This is a genomic window from Paraburkholderia largidicola, assembly GCF_013426895.1.
GTDB lineage: Bacteria > Pseudomonadota > Gammaproteobacteria > Burkholderiales > Burkholderiaceae > Paraburkholderia > Paraburkholderia largidicola.
The window spans coordinates 119,581-136,554 of sequence record NZ_AP023177.1; the positions used below are offsets into that span (position 1 = coordinate 119,581).

Genomic DNA, 16,974 nt, shown 5'->3' on the forward strand with positions numbered 1-16,974 from the left:
ATACCGTATGCTGCGCGACGGTGTCCCCTTCGAGTTGACCAGACCGAATGACCGCCGACAGCCGTGTTCGTCGAGTTCACTCGCGCGCGTACGCGGCGCTGCGTGCGTGCGTCCTGGTGTTTTCGGCGCTGGTCGTACTCGATGTCGCCGCCGCGCCGCAACAGAGCGCGCTCGAGCCGGCGGGCGTGCAGGCGGCGCATATCCTGCGCCTGTGGGATGTGACGCTGGTCATCTGCGGAACCGTTTTCGCAGCCGTGCTTCTTGCAACGCTCCTGGCGCTCATGCGCAACCGCCATAGCGCAGACTCGTCGCCGTCCACTCCTCAGCCCGACGAGCGAACTTCGACGCGCACGCGCAACGCGGTCATCGCGGCGACGGCTGCATCGGTCGTGCTGCTCGTCGGTCTGGTAATCGCCGACGTGATGACGGATCGCGCGCTCTCGAAGCTGCCCGTCGAGAACGCGGTGCATATCGAAGTGACGGGGCAGCAATGGTGGTGGCAGGCTGTTTATCCGCCGGAAGCGGACCAGCCCGGTTTCGCGACTGCCAACGAGTTGCACGTGCCCGTCGGTCGGCCCGTCATCGTCGCGCTGAAGGCAGGCGATGTGATCCACACGTTCTGGGTGCCGAATCTGCACGGCAAGAAGGACATGCTGCCGGGCATCCAGACGACGATCGAATTTCGCGCCGACAAGCCCGGCATATACCGCGGTCAGTGCGCCGAGTTTTGCGGTGCGGAGCATGCGCTCATGGGGATGCTTGTCGTTGCGCAATCGCCCGAGCAATACTCGGCGTGGCGCGTCCAGCAGCTTGCATCCGCTTCAGGTCCATCCGACGCACTCGCACAACGCGGACGGTTGATCTTCGAACAGTCGAGTTGCGCCGGATGTCATACGGTGCGCGGTTTTTCCGCGCAAGGCACGCTCGGCCCGGACCTGACGCATCTGATGAGCCGTCAGACGATCGCAGCAGGCACGCTCGCCAACACGCCCGCCGATCTGCTCCAATGGATTCGCGATCCGCAAGCCGTCAAACCAGGCACGACGATGCCGGCAGTGCCGCTAGCCGGCGACGATCTGCGGGCCGTCGTCGCATGGCTGGGGACGTTGCAATGAGCACGGCCGAACCGCGAATCGTGACTGATGTAAACCTCGACCTGAAAGACGGGCCGGACGCGCCGCAGTATGTAAAAGATGCGCTCGCGCAAACATGGCGCGACCCGGGCGGCTTTATCGGCATGCTGTCGGCCGTCAATCACAAGACCATCGCGCGCCGCTTCATCGTCACGACCTTCGTCTTCTTTCTGCTGGCAGGTTTGCTCGCGCTCGCCATGCGCACCCAGCTCGCGCGGCCGGACGGCCGGCTGTTCGGACCGGACCTCTATGACCAGCTCTTCACGGTGCACGGCTCGACGATGATGTTTCTGTTCGCCGTACCCGTCATGCAGGCGGTTGCAGCGTGGCTCGTGCCGCTGATGGTTGGCGCGCGCAGCATCGCGTTTCCGCGCGTCAATGCGTACGCCTATTGGGTGTTTCTGTTCGGCGGCCTGACGTTGTACGTCGCGCTCGTTCTGGGCGCCGGGCCGCGCGCGGGCTGGTTCAGCTATGTGCCGCTCGCTGGCCCCGACTATTCGACGGGCAAAGGCACAGACATCTGGGCGCAGATGATCACATTCACGGAGATTTCCGGGCTGCTCGAAGCCGTGGTGCTGATTGCGACGATCCTCAAGATGCGCGCGCCCGGCATGTCGCTCAACCGCATGCCACTATTCGTATGGGCGACGCTGGTGACGCAGTTCATGGTGCTGTTCGCGATGCCCGCCGTGATGCTGGCGAGCACTGCGTTGATCCTCGACCGCCTGGTCGGCACGCAGTTCTACAACCCGGCGCTCGGCGGCGACGTGTTGCTATGGCAGCATCTGTTCTGGTTCTTCGGGCACCCGGAGGTTTACCTGATCTTCATCCCGGCGCTCGGCTTCATGTCGGCGATTGTCGCGACGTTCTCGCGCCGTCCGGTGTTCGGCTATCCGGCGATGGTGCTCTCGTTGATCGCCACAGCCTTCCTTGCTTTCGGGCTCTGGGTTCACCACATGTTCGCGACATCGGTGCCCGCGCTCGGCAAGAGCTTCTTTACGGCGGCGAGCGTCATGATCGCGATTCCGTCCGGCGTGCAGATCTACTGCTGGCTCGCGACGCTGCTGACGGGCCGGCTGAACATGAAAGCGCCGCTGTACTTCGTGCTGGCGTTTTTCTTCAATCTCGTGCTAGGCGGTTTGACGGGTGTGATGCTCGGATCGGTGTCGCTCGATCTGCAGGTGCACGACACGTACTTCGTCGTCGCGCACCTGCATTACGTGCTGATCGGCGGCGCTGTGTTTCCGCTGTTTGGCGCGATCTACTACTGGTTTCCGAAAGTGATGGGCCGGATGCTGGACGAGCGGCTTGGCCGATGGCACTTCTGGCTTTTCTTTATCGGCTTCAACGTGACGTTCTTTCCGATGCATCTGCTCGGTCTGCACGGGATGCCGCGCCGCGTGTGGACCTGGCCGCACGGCATGGGCTGGGACACGATGAACCTTGGCTCGACCATAGGCGCGTACATGATGGCTGCGGGCATGCTGCTGTTCATCTTCAACGTAGTGCATAGCAGCAGGCACGGATCACGGGCGGGCGCCGATCCGTGGGGCGGCGGCTCGCTCGAGTGGAGCGTGCCGAGCCCGCCGCCGCCTCACAACTTCGACGCGCTGCCCGTCGTCCATGCGCAGGAGCCGCTTTGGGAGGCGCCTCGCGAGCCTCGCTGGGTGTCGGGACTGACCGCGACCGCGCGCGAAGTGCTGACGACGACCGCGCTCGACGCGCAGCCCGACACGCGTCCGCTGTTCCCAACGCCGTCGATCTGGCCGTTCCTTAGCGCGGTCGCGACGACGGTCTTCTTCATCGGCTCGATCTATACGCCGTCGGCGGTGTGGTGGGGCACTGTGCCCGTCGCGATCGCGATGATCATCTGGTTCTGGCCGACGCGGCGCAACAATGCGATTGCGCGCGCACTGGAACGCTGGCCCGACGACGCGCCGCACGACGGCGCAAAGAAAGTGGCGATGCCACCCGCGCAACCGTCGACGCTCGATGTGCGTGGCCTGCCCAGCTACGGCTTCGGGTCACGCAGCCTGATGTGGTGGGCGACCATGGGGCTGATGCTGATCGAAGGCACGGCGTTCGCGCTCGCCATCGCGATGTACTTCTATCTGCGAGCCGTCAACGCGGTATGGCCGATGCACGCGCCGCCGCCGGCGCTGCTGTGGGGCTCGCTGAACACGGCTGTACTGATCGCGAGCATGCTGCCCAATGAACTCGCGCGGCGAGCCGCGAACAACGGCAACCGGAAAGGCGCGCGCCTGTGGCTCGTCATTTGCCTCGCGTTCGCGCTGATGTTTCTGGTGTTGCGCGGCTTCGAGTTCGCCTCGCTCAACGTGATGTGGCACGCGAATGCGTATGGATCGATTGTCTGGCTGCTGCTTGGCCTTCATACGACCCATCTGATCACCGATACCGTCGATACCGCCGTCCTTGCCGCGCTGCTGTACCTCGGGCCATACGAGGGGAAGCGGCTGGTCGACACGAGCGAGAACGCGGTCTACTGGTACTTCGTCGTGTTGAGCTGGCTGCCGATTTATCTGGTGATCTATTTCGCGCCACGGATGTCGCCATGATGCGGACTTCGTTTGCCTCGTGGCTCGGTCTGATCGTCGCGCCGTTTGTCGTGCTCGGTGCGCAGAGCCTCAACTATGCGCTCGTGCAGGTGGCGTGTGCGCAGCGCAGCACGCTGGCGCTCGATGTCGTCAGCGCGGTCGCATTTCTGTTTTCCGTGGCGGCGACAGTGCTTGCCTACACGCGCTGGCGTCTCATGTCGCGCGCACGCGATGCCGACGGGGCCAGCGCTGCTTTCTTTGCGCAGATGGCGATGCTGGCCGCCGCGCTGTCGGCGCTGATCCAACTGATGATGTGGTTCCCGCAATGGTTGCTCTCGCCCTGTCGTTGAAGGCAACGCGCACGCGTGTCAGGTTCGCTATTGCGCTGACATGGGTTGCGTTGCTTACGCCTGGCGTCGCCATTGCGCACGTGCTGTCCGCCTCGGACCCGGTTGTACCCTCGTTCGGCTGGACGGCCGCGCCTTGGGTGCTTGCGCTGATGATGGCAAGCCTCGTCGCGTATGGGGTCGGCTATGTGCGTCTGCGCAGCCGCGGCTCGCCGCACGCACGCAGCGCGCGGGTTCGCGCGACCCATCTCGCCGCGTTTGCCGGCGGCTGGCTCGGGCTGGCGCTCGCGCTTTTCTCGCCGCTCGATCCGCTTGGCACGGCGCTCTTCTCTGCACATATGGTGCAGCATGAATCGATGATGCTGATTGCTGCGCCGTTGCTCGTGATGGGCCGGCCGCTCGGCGTGTGGATATGGGCGCTGCCGAAGCGTGCGCGGTTGAGGCTTGGATGGCTGGTCAGGACGCGGGCGTTTTCCAGGTTCTGGCGGGCGCTGAGTTTGCCGCTCGTTGCCTGGCTACTGCACGCCATGGCGCTGTGGGCGTGGCATGCGCCTGCGCTGTTCCAGGCGGCGCTGGTTCATCAATGGGTGCATTCGCTACAGCACGCGAGTTTTCTGCTGACGGCCTTGCTCTTCTGGTGGACCGTCGCAGGCGACGGCGCGCGGCGACAGACGGACGGCCACGCCATGTTGTCGCTGTTCACGACGATGGTCCACACGGGGGCACTCGGCGCATTGATCACACTCGCGCCCGGCCTCTGGTATCCGCTGTACGTCGAACCGTGCAGCGCGCTAGGCGTCGATCCGCTGCACGACCAGCAGCTGGGCGGGCTCATCATGTGGGTGCCGGCGGCGACTGCGTATCTGGCAGGCGGACTGGCGATCGCCGCGCGCTGGCTGACGCGTCGCAATGTGCCCATGCTCACAACGCGACATGCGGTGATTGTGCCGCGGGATGGGACGCGATGAAGCTTCGCCGCATACCGTCCATCCGCTGGCTCCTCGCGTGCGTGTTGTCGGGCGGCTGCGCGCTCGCGCTTCTGTTCGTTTTACCGACACCCGATGAAGCTGCCGTCGCCGCGCCTGCGCAAGCGCCGCTGCCTGATAACGCAACGCTCGCGCGCGGCGAATACGTCGCGAAGGCGGGCGATTGCGCAGGCTGCCATACGGCGGCGCAAGGTGGCGCGCCACTCGCAGGCGGACTGGGCCTCGCATCGCCATTCGGCACGATCATGTCGAGCAACATCACGCCCGACCGGCAATTCGGCATCGGCCAGTACAGCTACGAGGATTTCGCGCGCGCGTTGCGCGAGGGTGTGGCGCGGGACGGTAAGCGACTGTATCCGGCGATGCCGTATGCGTCGTTTGCCAAAATATCGGACGACGACATGCGGGCGCTGTACGGCTACGTCATGCATCGCGTTGTGCCCGTCGCAAAACCAACGCCGCCTTCTGACGTGGCGTTTCCGTTCAATCAGCGCTGGGCGCTGCGCTACTGGCAGCTGGCGTTTGCGCCAGGCGGCGTGTACAAACCGCGTGCGGACCGTGACACGCAATGGAATCGCGGTGCGTATCTGGTGCAATCGCTCGGTCATTGCGGCGCCTGTCACACGCCGCGCGGCGCGGCGTTCCAGGAGCGAGGCTACGACGAATCATCGAAGAGCTATCTCACGGGCAGCGTCAACGATCACTGGTTCGCGCCGAACCTCACAGGCGATAAAGGATCGGGCCTCGGCCGGCTGAACGCCGCCGACATCGCGTCGTTCCTGAAGACGGGGCACGCCGGCGGCGTAATCGCCTATGGCAGTATGGTCGAGCAGATCGAAGACAGCTCTCAATACCTGACCGACGAAGATGCGCAGGCAATCGCGCGCTATCTGAAGTCGCTGCCAGCGCAAAAGCCGTCCGGCACCTACACGCCGGCCGCCGATCCGGCGCGCGCGTCCGCCAATGGCAACCGCGTGCCCGATGAACTGTCGCTCGGCTTTAACGTGTATCGCAGTTTTTGTGCGAGATGCCATCGCGATGACGGCATGGGTGTTCCCAACGCCTTTCCTTCGCTGGCGGGTAATCCTTCCGTGCTGACGGACGACACGACCTCGCTGATCAGGCTGCTTGTCGAAGGCGGCAATAGTGCGGCTACGCTCACAGGGCCACCGCGCCAGTCGATGCCCGGTTTCGTGGGGACGCTGGCCGATGTGCAGATTGCCCAGGTGCTGACATATATCCGCGGTGCGTGGGGCAACAACGCGCAACCGGTCACCGCCAACGATGTCAGCACGCTGCGCAGCGAACTGCATAAGTGACAGAGGGGGAGCCATGAACGTTGCGCGACAGGTGGTGTCTTTTCTCAGCTCGCGCGGCCTCAAGCTCGCGACAGCCGAATCGTGTACGGCGGGGCAGATTGCATCGTGTCTCGCCGAAGTGCCCGGAAGCGGAGCGTGCCTCGATGTCGGTTTCGTCACATACTCGCCGTCCGGCAAGGCAGGCTTTCTCGGCGTGCAGCATGCGACCATGCAGCAACATGGCCTGACGAGCGAAGCCGTCGCCCGCGAGATGGCGGAGGGCGCGTTGCAGCAGGAGGCGTGTTGCGCTCATGTTGCGGTGGCCAACACCGGCGTCGCCGATGCATCGCCATCGGACGGACCGCCGCCCGGTACGCAATGCTTCGCGTGGGCGTACCGCATGCGCGATGGTCACATCGTCACGTTTACAGAAACCCGACGCTTCACCGGCAGCCGCAACGAAATCCGTCATCACGCTGCGCGTTACGCGCTGTCGCGCATCGAGCATTACTTCAACACCTTGGGCTCGCTGCGCTGAGCGAGTGTCGCTGAAGCGCGCGAGGCACAGCGGATGCTTGCATCGTCTACACGAAATTCATGGAGTGCATGATGAGCACCGCCCATAAGAAATCAGATGCCTATCAGCAAGCAAGCGGAGGCTGGGGTTCCGTCAAGGCTGTGGCAAGCGCCCTTGTCCACGAGCGTGCACCCGTTACGACGAGCCGCGTACTCGTTCATCAGAACAAGCCCGGCGGCTTCATGTGCGTCGGCTGTTCGTGGGCCAAACCTGCACACCCGCATCCGTTCGAGTTCTGCGAAAGCGGCGCCAAGGCGACGGCGTGGGATACGACGTCGCGCCGCGTTGAGCCGGAATTTTTTGCCTCGCATACCGTGAGCGAACTAGAAGCGTGGCACGACCACGATCTCGAAGAAGCGGGGCGACTTTGCGCGCCGATGCGCTGGGACGCTGCCACCGACAGATACGTCGAAACCACCTGGGAACATGCGTTTGGCGAGATCGGACGCGAGTTGCGGGCGCTCGATCCCGATTCGGTCGTGTTCTACACGTCGGGGCGTGCGTCGCTCGAGACGTCGTACATGTATCAGCTTCTCGCGCGGATGTACGGCACCAACAATCTGCCCGACAGTTCGAACATGTGCCACGAGAGCACGAGCGTCGGTTTGAAAGAGGCGATTGGCGTCGGCGTCGGGACCATCACGCTCGACGATTTCACGCGTACCGATCTAATGTTCTTCTTTGGCCAGAACGTCGGCACCAACAGTCCGCGCATGCTGCATGATCTGCAGGCGGCACGCGAGCGCGGCGTGCCGATCATTACGTTCAATCCGATACGAGAGCCCGGGCTCGTCAGCTTCGTGAATCCACAGTCACCCTCGCAGATGCTTACGCCGGGCGCTACGCAGATCAGCACGCAGTACCACCAGGTGAAGGCGGGCGGTGATTCCGCCGCGATTGCCGGCATTTGCAAGGCGGTGATCGAAGCGGATGACCGCGCGCAGGTGGAAGGCGGCGCGCGCATTATCGATGTGGCCTTCATCGAAGAGCACACGACGGGCTTCGACGCGTTTGCCGCGTATGTCCGCAACATCGGCTGGGAGGAAATCGAACGGGCGAGCAGCCTGCCGCGGGAAGCGCTGATGATGGCCGCCGATGAGTACATGCGGGCCAAGGCCGTCATCGCGCACTTTGGCATGGGCCTCACGCAGCATCGGATGGGCGTGCAGAACGTGCGGATGATCGTGAACCTGCTGCTTCTGCGCGGCAATATCGGCAAGCCTGGCGCGGGTCCATCGCCGATCCGCGGACATTCGAACGTGCAAGGGCAGCGCACAGTTGGCATCACCGAAAAGCCGTCGCTGGCGCCGCTCGACAAGCTCGCCGAGCAATACCATTTCGAGCCGCCGCGCCATGAAGGCATGGCGACTGTGGATGCGTGCAAGGGGGTGATCGACGGTCGCGTGCGGGCGGTGATGCAGCTTGGCGGCAATCTCGTCAGGTCGGTTCCGGATCGTTACGCGATCGAGCCAGCGTGGCGCAAGCTGCGCCTGACTGTGAACGTTGCGACCAAACTCAACCGAAGTCATCTCGTGCATGGTGAGGTGTCTTATCTGTTGCCGTGTCTGAGCCGCATCGAGATCGATACGCGACTGGGCAAGCCTCAGGCGGTTTCGATGGAGGACAGCACAGGATGCATGCATGGCTCGCGTGGTGTCGCGCTGCCCGCAAGCGACCGTCTGCTGCCGGAGCAGGCCATTGTGGCGGGCATCGCGATGGCGACACTCGATCCGTCATCGGTCGATTGGGAAGCGTGGAGCAACGATTACGCACTGATCCGCGATGCGATCGCTCAAACCTATCCCGACATCTTTCACGACTTCAACGCGCGGTTGTGGACGCCTGGCGGCTTTCACCGCCCACTACCGGCGCGCGAACGGAAATGGCAAACGAAGAGTGGCAGGGCGGAGTTCCTTGTGCCGGAGTCGTTGAACGAAGATCCCGACATGCCGGAGCGCTGCCCGACGGATTTGCGTCTATTCACACTACGCAGCGACAGTCAGTTCAACACGACGATCTACCGGCTCGACGACCGGTTTCGCGGCATTAGCGGTACGCGGATGGTTGTGTTGATGAACCCCGCGGACATCGCGCGTCAAGGGATCGAAGCGGGTATGTCGATATCGCTCGAAGCGGTCTCGCCGGATGGAATGAAGCGACAGGTTGATGGTTTCAGGGTAGTGAGTTTCGATCTGCCTGAGGGCTGTATTGGGGGTTATTTCCCGGAGTGCAATCCACTGATTCCCCTCTCGCATCATGCGAAAGCGAGCAAGGTGCCAGCCGCCAAGTCGATCCCAGTGCGGATCGTGCGGGAAGCGGCGTTGGGAGAAGTTTGAAGGAGCCAGGCGCCGTTTGCATTGGGCGGTGGCTTCCCTGTGCATGCGCAACGCTCGCATGCGATAGCATCGTGGGTGACCTGGCATGGTCAGTGCGCGTCCGGGGGACATTCGCACAACCTGCCGATTGCGCACCTCACGATGAACCGATATGGATGACATCCGCCGCAAGCCCCACTCGCCGCCAGATCCCGCCGACGCCCGCACCGGTTTCGTACGCGTGCGCGGCGCCCGCGAGCACAACCTGAAAAACATCGACGTACAGATCCCGCGAGATGCGCTCGTCGTTTTCACTGGCGTATCCGGCTCGGGCAAATCGTCGCTGGCATTCGGCACGCTGTACGCTGAGGCGCAGAGGCGCTATTTCGAATCGGTTGCGCCATACGCGAGGCGCCTGATCGAACAGGTCGGCGTGCCCGAAGTCGACGCAATCGAAGGGCTGCCACCCGCCGTCGCTTTGCAACAGCAACGCGGTACGCCCAGCACGCGATCATCGGTGGGCAGCGTCACCACGCTGTCGAGTCTCGTGCGGATGCTGTATTCGCGCACCGGCACCTATCCGCCAAAACAGCCGATGCTGTTCGCCGAAGATTTCTCGCCCAACACGGTGCAAGGCGCGTGTCCGACATGCCACGGATTGGGACGCGTGTATGAAGTCACCGAGAACTCCATGGTGCCGGACGACACCTTGACCATCCGTGAGCGGGCGATCGCCGCGTGGCCGCCAGCATGGCACGGACAGAACCTACGCGACATCCTGGTGACGCTCGGCTACGACGTCGACACGCCCTGGCGCGAGCTGCCGAAAAAAGATCGCGACTGGATTCTTTTCACCGACGAGCAGCCGACAGTGCCCGTCTACGCAGGACTCACGCCCAAAGAGACGCGCGCCGCGCTCAGGCGCAAGGACGAGCCAAGCTACCAGGGGACGTTCACGGGTGCACGCCGGTACGTGCTCCACACCTTTGCACACACCCAAAGCGCGCTGATGAAAAAGCGCGTATCGCAGTACATGGTCGGTAACGACTGCCCGGACTGTCACGGAAAGCGGCTCAAGAAAGAAGCGCTGTCGGTGAAATTCGCCGGGCTGGACATCGCCGAACTGTCGCAGTTGTCGCTTTCGGCACTTGCCGCGATGCTCGAACCGGTCGCGCGGGGCGAATGGCCCGAGCCAGGAATGGCGGTTATAGTCAAAAGCGCCGGCAAGCGCACCGTGCTCAGCAAGAGCGCCATGCGTGATGCCGTCGACAAGCGTGTTGCTGCCGGCGGCTCAGCGCACAAAGCTTCGCCCGATGTGCGGCGCACGCCGAATCTCTCCGAAGAGAAACGCCTCGCCGCGCAGCGCATTGCGGGTGAATTGCTGGAACGCCTGACGCCTCTGATCAGTCTGGGGCTGGGTTATCTCGCGCTCGAGCGCAGTACGCCCACGTTGTCGTCGGGTGAGTTGCAGCGCCTGCGGCTCGCCACGCAATTGTCGTCGCAGCTCTTTGGCGTCGTGTATGTGCTCGACGAGCCATCGGCTGGCTTGCACCCCGCCGACGGCGAAGCGCTCTTCAGCGCGCTGCAACAACTGAAGCAGGCCGGCAATTCGCTGTTTGTCGTCGAGCATGATCTGCAGATGATGCGACGTGCCGACTGGCTGGTCGACGTGGGCCCGGCCGCTGGCGAGGCGGGCGGACATGTGGTGTATAGCGGACCGCCTGCGGGACTCGCCGATGTCGAGGCATCGCAGACGCGTCGACATCTGTTCGCAGCGGCCGCGCACGTTGATCGCACGCCTCGCGGTGCCGAGGGCTGGCTGCGGCTCGCCAATATCACTCGCAACAATCTGCATGGGCAGGACGTCGCGTTTCCGCTCGGCTGTCTGACGACGGTGACGGGGGTATCGGGTTCGGGCAAATCGAGCCTCGTCAGTCAGGCGTTGCCGGAACTGGTCGCGAGCCGGTTGGGAAAAATTATCGAAAGTGCCGACGAGGAAGAGCTGGACCCGCTGTTCGCCAGCCAACCGGCACCGACGAGCGGTCACATCGTCGAGGGAATGGAGGCAATCAGGCGACTCGTGCGGGTCGATCAGAAGCCGATTGGGCGGACGCCGCGCTCGAACCTCGCGACCTATACGGGACTATTCGACCACGTGCGCAAGCTGTTCGCAGACACGCCCGTCGCGCGCAAGCGTCGCTACAGCGCGGGCCGCTTCTCGTTCAACGTCGCACAGGGCCGCTGCCCGACATGTGAGGGCGAAGGGTTCGTCAGCGTCGAACTTCTGTTCCTGCCGAGCGTGTATGCGCCATGCGCGACCTGCCACGGCACCCGTTACAACGCGTCGACACTGGAGATCGCCTGGCAGGGCAAGAACATTGCCGAAGTGCTGAGCCTGACTGTCGACACCGCGTGCGGTTTCTTCGCCGACGAAGCCGGCGTCATGCGCGCGCTGAACGCGCTGCGCGACATTGGTCTCGGCTACCTGCGACTCGGCCAGCCGGCCACGGAGCTATCCGGCGGCGAGGCACAGCGCATCAAGCTCGCTACCGAACTGCAACGCGCGCAGCGGGGAGACACGTTGTACATCCTCGATGAGCCGACAACGGGGCTCCATCCGGCGGATGTCGACCGGCTGCTGATACAGCTGCAGGGACTCGTCGACGCGGGCAATACGGTGGTGGTGGTCGAGCACGATATGCGGGTGGCTGCGCAAAGCGATTGGGTCATCGATGTTGGCCCGGGAGCCGGAGACGCCGGCGGGACGATCGTGGCGAGCGGCATGCCCGCCGACGTTGCGCGCGTGGATGAAAGTCACACGGCGCGGTATCTGCGGCAACAGTTCACAGGGTAATGCGGCTATTTTTGAGGTCGCGATGTCGACGATCCGCGATCCGCACGCGTTTTCCAATGACCTTCCGTCGGCCCGCCGGCACCAGGCTGCTGCGCATCTGCGTCGCTGTCGTTACGGGAAGGTGTACCGCTTATCGAGGCGACCACCTCCGCACCCAGCAGGAAAACGGCAGCGCAAAAGTACAGCCACATCATCAGCACCGCGAGTGATCCGGCCGCACCGAAAGAGCCCGCCGTGCCTGCATGTGCCAGATAAAAGCTGAAGAGATGACGGCCCACCGTGAAAAGTACCGCCGCGATCAGTCCGCCGATCAACGCAGGCCGGATCGCGACGTGTGTGTCTGGCAGCCATTTGATCAGCGCGCCTAGTCCAGCGGTCAGTATCACCAGACCGAACAGAGTCTGCGCGATCTCCGCGAAGACAGTGAGCGCCAGGCTGCCGAAGAGTGCGTTCCCGACCGTCTGAACGGCAGCATCGAGGACTAGCGATACCACGAGCAGGAAGGCAAGGCCCATCACAAGACCCAGCGAAACGAGGCGCGCACGCAACAGAAATGCGACGCCTGCGATGCCTTTCGGAGAATTGGTGTGGAACACGACGTCGAGCGCCGTATTGAGCGACGCAAATGTTGCGGATGCGCCAACCGAAAGCAACGCAATGGATATCAATGCGGCGATGCCGCCGTTGCCCGCGTAATGCGCATGTTCGACGATCGCCTGTATTGCACTTGCTGCATCCGCACCGAGAATGCCCTTGATCTGATGGAAGAGTTTTCCCTGCGCGGCATCGCGTCCAAAAAACCAGCCGACGACCGCAAGCACGATCAACAGCGTGGGCGCGAGTGAGAACGCCGAATAAAAGGCAACGCTTGCGCCCATCATCGTACAGCGGTCGCTGGAGAAGCGGCTTGCGACATCTTTTACGAGTGCGACGGCGCCCTTGGCCCCCTGTGGCGTCGGCCGGGAATGCTGCGGCGGCTTTAGAACGCTTGTCGGTCGCATATTGAAACTCCTGCTTACGTTGGATCAGGACGATCGATCCGCAGCAACGGGTGTGCCGCAGGCGCCTGCAAGCCTGAGATGTAAGGGGAGACAGGAACCGATCATCGCGCAGCCGAGCGGCTGACAAATCAGGCTCAATCCGTGCTTGCTGGGAAAACGCGACAGCGGCGTCTGAATGTCGATTCAGCCGCACGGGAAACAACGCAGTGCGATGTTGGCACGTTGCCGTTCTATGAGAGGAAGACAAACATGGCGATGACGCGCGAGGAGTTTGAAGCGAAGCTCGGTGTGGTACTTCGAGATCATGGCATAGGAACGACGGCAGATCTTACTGATGAACTGGTTGCGTATTGGACCGGCCAGCGCGTCGGCTATGTCCTGATTAATGAATCTCCTTCTGGATCAAGCTACGAAGAGTTCGTCATGGACGACGTTCAGTGGAATATCTGGCGATCCTGGCTCGAAGCATGGATCGATTCTCCGATGTTCAGCGTCCGGCCCTGAAGTGCGAAACTGGCTAGCGGAGGAACCTCCTGCGGACGTAAGTGAATGAAATGTCGTGTGGGGAATGGGCAGGCCGACGCGCTACTGACAAATGGATGACCCACAGCATCCATCGCGTTATAGGTGCCTCGTGTTAGTCAGCCGACCCAGGAAGGACGAGAAAACCAGTCGCCCGCCGGTGGCTCATTCGTGGGCGGCAGACCTCGGACCCGGGCTAGCGTCGACGGGAAGCGACAACGATCCGAGCGGTATCGCTACATACTCGCTCGCTGGTGCGCAGTTCGGGCTCGATATGGTCTGGATGTGCGTGCTGTCCTATCCGTCAATGGTCGCGTTTCAGCTGGTCGCATCACGCGTTGCCGTGCTGACGGGACAAGGTCTCACCAGCAACATGCGTGAGCACTATCCGCGCGCATTCTTTTACCTCGCAGTTGCGCGGTTTTTGATTGCCAACGTGCTCAACGTCGCCGCAGACATAGTTGCGATGGGCGTGGCAGCGCATTTTCTGTGGCATGGTTCCGTAGCGCTGTTCGCGGGCGTGGCGACGCTGGTGTCGGTCGCGCTTCAGTTTGCTTTGCCGTATCCCCGCTATGCGAACGTGTTGAAATGGCTGACGCTTGCGCTCTTTACATATGCCGGCGTCGTGATCGTGATGCGCATACCTTGGCCCGAGTTGGTATCGGCGGCGCTTGTGCCGCATCTTCACTGGCAAGAACACTACTTCTCAATGCTACTGGCCGTGCTGGGCACGACGATCAGTCCATATCTGCTTTTCTCGCAGGCGACGCAGCAACTGGAAGAGTTGCGGCTCGACCCGCAACACAAACCGTCTGCCGAACATAACCGCCTGCTCGAGCAGCAATTTCGCAAGACCCGAAAGGACACGCTGATTCGAACCGCACTATCCAACGCAGTTGGGTTCTTCATCATGGCCGGAGCGGCGGCGACACTCTATGCTTATGGTCGAGCTCTAACGGGTATAGACGGCGCGGCGAACGTACTGGAACCCGTTGCGTATCGATACGCTCCGCAGGTGCTGGCTATCGCATTCATTGGAACGGCGTTGCTAGCTCTACCGCCTCTGGCGGGTTCGGCGGCACACGCAGTCGCAGGTATCGTCAAAAGCGAGGACAAGGCGCTCACGGACCGGCGAATCTCGCTCGCATTGCTCATCGTGATGCTGTCCGGCGGCGCCCTCGGCGTAGTGCTCACTTATGCACATGTCGAACCGTTACGGTTGTTGTATTGGAGCGCGGTGTTGAATGGATCGACCGCAACCCCCGTCATGTTCATGCTGGTGCTGTTGAGCACGAAGCATTCGGCCGTGGGCGATCTGAGTGCTCACTGGGTGCTTCGAGGCCTGTGCTGGCTTGCCACCGTGTGTGCGGCAGCCGCAGTCGTGTCGCTGTTCGCGCTCGAGTGGTCCGAATGGAAAAGCGGTGCGGCCTGATGCCTTTCTATCTGTAACGACAGATGCGCCGTCACGCCTTTCCGAGCACCCACGCATGAGTTCATTGGCGACGGGGCGCGTTGATTGCTAATGGAAGAAATGGCAATCCACTTCTTCATGAGAGACGTTCATGTCAACCACAGTAGGCGACTTTATTGTCGAGAGGCTGCATCGCTGGGGCGTCAAGCGCATGTACGGCTATCCCGGCGATGGCATCAACGGTGTGTTCGGTGCGTTGAACCGTGCGGATGGGAAGATCGAATTCGTGCAGGCGCGGCACGAGGAAATGGCGGCGTTCATGGCAAGCGCCCACGCAAAATTTACAGGCGAACTCGGCGTCTGCATCGCGACTTCGGGGCCGGGTGCTTCGCATCTGATTACCGGCCTCTACGATGCGCGCATGGATCATATGCCCGTGCTCGCTATCGTTGGTCAGCAGGCGAGGGCGGCGCTCGGCTCGCATTACCAGCAGGAGCTCGACCTCGCGGCGATGTTCAAGGACGTGGCGGGAGCGTTTGTCCAGCAGGCCAGCGTGCCAGCACAGGTGCGTCACCTCATCGATCGCGCAATACGAATCGCGCTGTCGGAGCGGCGCGTGACGGCACTGATCCTGCCGAACGATTTGCAGGACCTCGAATACGAACCGCCCGCACGCAAGCATGGCACCGCGCATTCAGGAGTCGGCTATTCGCAGCCGATCGTTATTCCCACACAAAGCGATCTGCAACGCGCCGCCGACGTGCTCAATGCCGGGCATAAAGTTGCAATCCTCGTGGGTGCCGGGGCTTTGAACGCCACCGACGAAGTCATCGCGGTCGCAAACCGGCTCGGCGCCGGCGTGGCCAAAGCGCTGCTCGGCAAAGCCGTGCTGCCCGATGACTTGCCGTGGGTGACGGGATCGATTGGTCTGCTCGGCACAAAGCCGAGCTACGAATTGATGAACGCCTGCGACACGCTACTGATGATCGGCTCGGGCTTCCCCTATTCGGAATTCCTGCCGAAGGAAGGCGATGCACGCGGCGTGCAGATCGATCTCAAGGCGGACATGCTGAGCCTGCGCTATCCGATGGAAGTCAACCTGGTCGGCGATAGCGCGGCGACGTTGCGTGCGCTCTTGCCCTTGCTGACGGAAAAGCATAGCCACAACACATGGCGCCCGCGCATCGAACGCTGGACTTCGCGCTGGTGGGAAACACTCGACGAACGTGCGCATCAACCCGCCAGCCACGGCGTGAACCCGCAGCGCGCTTTCACCGAGCTGTCGCCGCGCCTGCCCGATAACGTCATTCTCACGAGTGACTCCGGCTCATGCGCGAACTGGTACGCGCGCGATCTCAAGATCCGGCGGGGCATGATGGCGTCATTGTCTGGCGGGCTGGCGTCGATGGGTGTGGCCGTGCCGTATGCGATTGCCGCGAAGTTCGCGCATCCGGAGCGGCCGGTAATCGCGATGGTCGGCGATGGCGCGATGCAGATGAACAATATGGCGGAGCTCATTACCGTCGCGAAGTACTGGAATCAATGGGCCGACCCACGCTGGATCTGCATGGTGCTCAACAACGAAGACCTGAATCAGGTCACTTGGGAGCAGCGGGTGATGGAAGGCGACCCGAAGTTCGACGCGTCGCAGAAGGTGCCCAATGTGCCGTATCACCGGTTTGCGGAAATGATCGGCTTGACGGGCCTGTACGTCGACAAACCCGAGCAGTTGGCCGATGCCTGGGAAACGGCGCTGGCCGCGAAACGACCCGTCGTGCTCGAAGTGAAGTCGGACCCTGAAGTGCCGCCGCTGCCGCCGCACGTGACACTTGCGCAGGCACGCGCCTTTGCGCGGACCTTGATGGAGGGCGACCCGAAAGAAGGCAGTGTGATCGCCAATACGGCGCGTCAGGTACTGGGCGCGGTAATTCCGGGCGGCAAGGATTAGCCACCTTGGCGTCGCGCGGTCGAAAAG

At 62.7% G+C, this 16,974-nt stretch carries 12 protein-coding genes; 11 read left to right on the forward strand and 1 reads right to left on the reverse strand.

The window, feature by feature from the left end:
* The first annotated feature begins 47 nt into the window (after nt 1-47).
* From coxB to PPGU16_RS39805, 8 genes are all read left to right on the forward strand, one after another.
* The gene (coxB, locus tag PPGU16_RS39770; protein ID WP_180727577.1) at nt 48-1,115 is read left to right on the forward strand and encodes a cytochrome c oxidase subunit II; all 1,068 of its coding nucleotides are present in this window, start codon (nt 48-50) and stop codon (nt 1,113-1,115) included.
* A complete protein-coding gene (gene ctaD, locus PPGU16_RS39775) occupies nt 1,112-3,709 on the forward strand; it encodes a cytochrome c oxidase subunit I (protein ID WP_180727578.1) in 2,598 nt (865 codons plus the stop codon). The genes coxB and ctaD overlap by 4 nt, the downstream gene beginning before the upstream one ends.
* Nucleotides 3,706-4,038 (forward strand): hypothetical protein, encoded by a 333-nt coding sequence (locus tag PPGU16_RS39780; RefSeq protein WP_224029985.1) that lies wholly within the window; start codon nt 3,706-3,708, stop codon nt 4,036-4,038. Before ctaD ends, PPGU16_RS39780 begins: the two co-directional genes overlap by 4 nt.
* Entirely contained in the window at nt 4,014-5,003 is a 990-nt protein-coding gene (locus PPGU16_RS39785) for a cytochrome c oxidase assembly protein (RefSeq protein WP_180727579.1), read from the forward strand. The genes PPGU16_RS39780 and PPGU16_RS39785 overlap by 25 nt, the downstream gene beginning before the upstream one ends.
* On the forward strand, nt 5,000-6,340 hold the full coding sequence (locus tag PPGU16_RS39790) for a c-type cytochrome (RefSeq protein ID WP_180727580.1): 1,341 nt from the start codon (nt 5,000-5,002) through the stop codon (nt 6,338-6,340). Before PPGU16_RS39785 ends, PPGU16_RS39790 begins: the two co-directional genes overlap by 4 nt.
* 13 nt (nt 6,341-6,353) lie before the next feature.
* A complete protein-coding gene (locus PPGU16_RS39795; RefSeq protein WP_180727581.1) occupies nt 6,354-6,857 on the forward strand; it encodes a CinA family protein in 504 nt (167 codons plus the stop codon).
* Between the two features lie 71 nt (nt 6,858-6,928).
* Nucleotides 6,929-9,232, forward strand: coding sequence for an FdhF/YdeP family oxidoreductase (locus PPGU16_RS39800; RefSeq protein ID WP_180727582.1), 2,304 nt, complete (start codon nt 6,929-6,931; stop codon nt 9,230-9,232).
* Between the two features lie 151 nt (nt 9,233-9,383).
* Complete coding sequence (locus PPGU16_RS39805) at nt 9,384-12,065, forward strand: ATP-binding cassette domain-containing protein (protein ID WP_180727583.1); 2,682 nt, start codon at nt 9,384-9,386, stop codon at nt 12,063-12,065.
* A gap of 5 nt (nt 12,066-12,070) precedes the next feature.
* On the opposite strand, the gene PPGU16_RS39810 is transcribed toward PPGU16_RS39805, so the two are convergent.
* On the reverse strand, nt 12,071-13,066 hold the full coding sequence (locus tag PPGU16_RS39810; protein ID WP_180727584.1) for a YihY/virulence factor BrkB family protein: 996 nt from the start codon (nt 13,064-13,066) through the stop codon (nt 12,071-12,073).
* Between the two features lie 249 nt (nt 13,067-13,315).
* Here PPGU16_RS39810 and PPGU16_RS39815 point away from each other — a divergent pair, with 249 nt between their 5' ends.
* From PPGU16_RS39815 to PPGU16_RS39825, 3 genes are all read left to right on the forward strand, one after another.
* Nucleotides 13,316-13,570 (forward strand): hypothetical protein, encoded by a 255-nt coding sequence (locus PPGU16_RS39815; protein ID WP_243460807.1) that lies wholly within the window; start codon nt 13,316-13,318, stop codon nt 13,568-13,570.
* A gap of 178 nt (nt 13,571-13,748) precedes the next feature.
* Entirely contained in the window at nt 13,749-15,020 is a 1,272-nt protein-coding gene (locus tag PPGU16_RS39820) for an NRAMP family divalent metal transporter (protein ID WP_243460808.1), read from the forward strand.
* A gap of 130 nt (nt 15,021-15,150) precedes the next feature.
* Nucleotides 15,151-16,947, forward strand: a complete 1,797-nt coding sequence (locus PPGU16_RS39825) for a thiamine pyrophosphate-requiring protein (protein ID WP_180727586.1) — start codon at nt 15,151-15,153, stop codon at nt 16,945-16,947.
* Nucleotides 16,948-16,974: the final 27 nt, after the last annotated feature.